The sequence below is a fragment of the Ruegeria sp. CE12 genome, assembly GCF_056537525.1.
Map to the genome: position 1 here is coordinate 1 of NZ_JBQFRS010000022.1, position 2,500 is coordinate 2,500.

Genomic DNA, 2,500 nt, shown 5'->3' on the forward strand with positions numbered 1-2,500 from the left:
TGGAGACAGCGGGGAAGTCGTTACGCCATTCGTGCAGGTCGGAACTTACCCGACAAGGAATTTCGCTACCTTAGGACCGTTATAGTTACGGCCGCCGTTTACCTGGGCTTCAATTCAAGGCTCTCACCTCTCCTTTTAACCTTCAGGCACCGGGCAGGCGTCAGACCCTATACGTCGTCTTGCGACTTCGCAGAGCCCTGTGTTTTTAATAAACAGTCGCCACCCCCTGGTTTGTGCCCCCAGCCCCTAGTTGCCTAGGAACCGGGCCTCCTTCTCGCGAACTTACGGAGGTATTTTGCCGAGTTCCTTCAACATCGTTCTCTCAAGCGCCTTGGTATGCTCTACCAGTCCACCTGTGTCGGTTTAGGGTACGGTCTGATGGAGGGCTATTTCCAGGAACCACTCAGCAGCCCAATCAATCCGATAAGATTGAACTACACCTGTGATCCGTCACATCCTCCTGGCCTAGGAATATTAACCTAGTTCCCATCGCCTACGCCTTTCGGCCTCGGCTTAGGGGCCGGCTTACCCTGCTCAGATTAGCTTTAAGCAGGAACCCTTGGACTTTCGGCGAGAGTGTCTCTCACACTCTTTGTCGCTACTCATGTCATCATTCTCACTAGTGATCTCTCCACCGGATGGCTCACGCCCCGGCTTCATCGAAAGCCTCTCTCCTCCAATCTGCCCGAAGGCATGAAGGAGGAATGAGACTATGTCACACTACGCTCTGCTACCGATGCTTACGCATCCCTAGACTTCGGCTCATGGCTTGAGCCCCGTTACATCTTCGCCGCAGGACAACTTATTTAGACCAGTGAGCTGTTACGCTATCTTTAAAGGATGGCTGCTTCTAAGCCAACCTCCTGGTTGTTTTGGTCGTCCCACCTGCTTTCCCACTTAGCCATGAATTGGGGGCCTTAGTCGTAGGTCAGGGTTGTTTCCCTCTCCACTACGGACGTTAGCATCCGCAGTGTGTCTGCCATCTAGTACTCCCGGGTATTCGGAGTTTGGTTAGGATCAGTAAGCCTGTGGGGCCCCATTACCCATCCAGTGCTCTACCCCCCGGGGTATTCGGATGACGCTCTACCTAAATAGATTTCGCAGAGAACCAGCTATCTCCGAGTTTGATTGGCCTTTCACCCCTAGGCACAGCTCATCCCGATCTTTTTCAACAGATGTGGGTTCGGTCCTCCAGTAAGTGTTACCTTACCTTCAACCTGGCCATGCCTAGATCACTCGGTTTCGGGTCTGATCCCACGAACTCATACGCCCTATTAAGACTCGCTTTCGCTACGCCTACACCTAACGGCTTAAGCTTGCTCGTGAGACCAAGTCGATGACCCATTATACAAAAGGTACGCCGTCAGCTCGCAAGGAGCCTCCGACTGATTGTAGGCGTTCGGTTTCAGGTACTGTTTCACTCCCCTCGTCGGGGTGCTTTTCACCTTTCCCTCACGGTACTGGTTCGCTATCGGTCAGCAAGGAGTACTTAGCCTTCGAAGGTGGTCCTCCGATCTTCAGACAGAATTTCACGTGTTCCGCCCTACTTAATACGTCCGTCAAAGCTTCCTATACGGGGCTGTCACCCGCTATGGCCACGCTTCCCAACGTGTTCTAGTCACTTATCCGGCTCGGCTGGTCCCCGTTCGCTCGCCGCTACTAGGGGAGTATCAATTGATTTCCTTTCCTCCGGGTACTTAGATGTTTCAGTTCCCCGGGTTTGCTCTTAAAACCCTATGTATTCAGGTCTTAAGTACCTGTTTAAGCAACATATTGATTATCAAAGATAACAATATGAAGCTTTCAGGTGGGTTGCCCCATTCAGAGATCCATGGATCAAAGCTTATTCTCAGCTCCCCATGGCTTATCGCAGAGTATCACGTCTTTCATCGCCTCTTGCTGCCAAGGCATTCACCAAACGCCCTTCTCGCGCTTGATTTGATCCAGAAAAAGAAAGACCGAAGCCTCTCGCGGTCACAGGGAAGCTGGAACAACCCCGAACCTTTATTCTGAACCAAAAGCATACTTTCCCGCCTTCCATCCTGGAACCCATGCTGCCGATGTCGGTCGGCCCCGCATGGAGAATGAAAGACATGCATGATCGTCAGATCATGCGGGTTAGTGTACTTGACTTGGACAACTCTGTTCGTTTCAGCCGGGATATTCAAAGAGGGACGAGGAAACATCCCTAATCAAACCTCCTCCGAAGAGGACCAACTGAGATCAACGCCACACTCGGCGCGATCAAACAGTGTTGATTGATTTCTCTCTAAACGATGTCAATTGACGTCCAATCGGACGGTTAAGAACCAAAAAGGTGCTTAACGATCTGATCGGGTAAATGGTGGAGCCTAGGAGGATCGAACTCCTGACCTCCTGAATGCAAATCAGGCGCTCTCCCAGCTGAGCTAAGGCCCCATAATAGTCGCTCTCGTGACCTCCGCTACGCGAAGGCACTGCCACGACAACGCCCTTTGCTCCGCAAAAGGCTTGGTGGGTC

General features: G+C 52.0%; 2 tRNA genes and 1 rRNA gene (1 of these 3 cut by a window edge). All 3 read right to left on the bottom strand.

Annotated elements, in window-relative coordinates:
* Window positions 1-1,939, bottom strand: a 23S ribosomal RNA gene (locus ACR0IO_RS22700); the annotation flags it as partial.
* A gap of 403 nt (window positions 1,940-2,342) precedes the next feature.
* Window positions 2,343-2,418 (bottom strand) — tRNA-Ala (locus ACR0IO_RS22705).
* Between the two features lie 73 nt (window positions 2,419-2,491).
* Window positions 2,492-2,500: transfer RNA gene (locus ACR0IO_RS22710), tRNA-Ile, on the bottom strand; it runs 68 nt beyond the window's last position.